Annotated in this window: 1 rRNA gene; it reads right to left on the bottom strand. The window is 39.4% G+C overall.

From position 1 onward, the window contains the following. Nucleotides 1-78 (bottom strand): 16S ribosomal RNA (locus M0413_RS22830); the annotation flags it as partial. Nucleotides 79-259: the final 181 nt, after the last annotated feature.

Here is a 259-nt window from a genome sequence, read left to right as displayed (position 1 = left end):
CTTGTGCTGCCGCTCGACTTGCATGTGTTAGGCCTGCCGCCAGCGTTCAATCTGAGCCATGATCAAACTCTTCAATTAAAGTTTTTTGTTTAACTCGCGTTAAACGACTCAATGAATTCTACTGTTTTGATCCGCTTTGCTCACTAAGGAAGCATCGCGTTTCAATTCATACATTACTGTATGTACATATTGCTATGAACACTCATTCATTGATTTAATTCTTTGATTACTCGCCAAACGGCAGAGTAATTTCGATTAA

This window comes from Shewanella sp. 8A (assembly GCF_023475945.1).
GTDB classification, from domain to species: Bacteria; Pseudomonadota; Gammaproteobacteria; order Enterobacterales; family Shewanellaceae; genus Shewanella; species Shewanella xiamenensis.
This window is presented reverse-complemented; position numbering and strand designations above follow the sequence as displayed.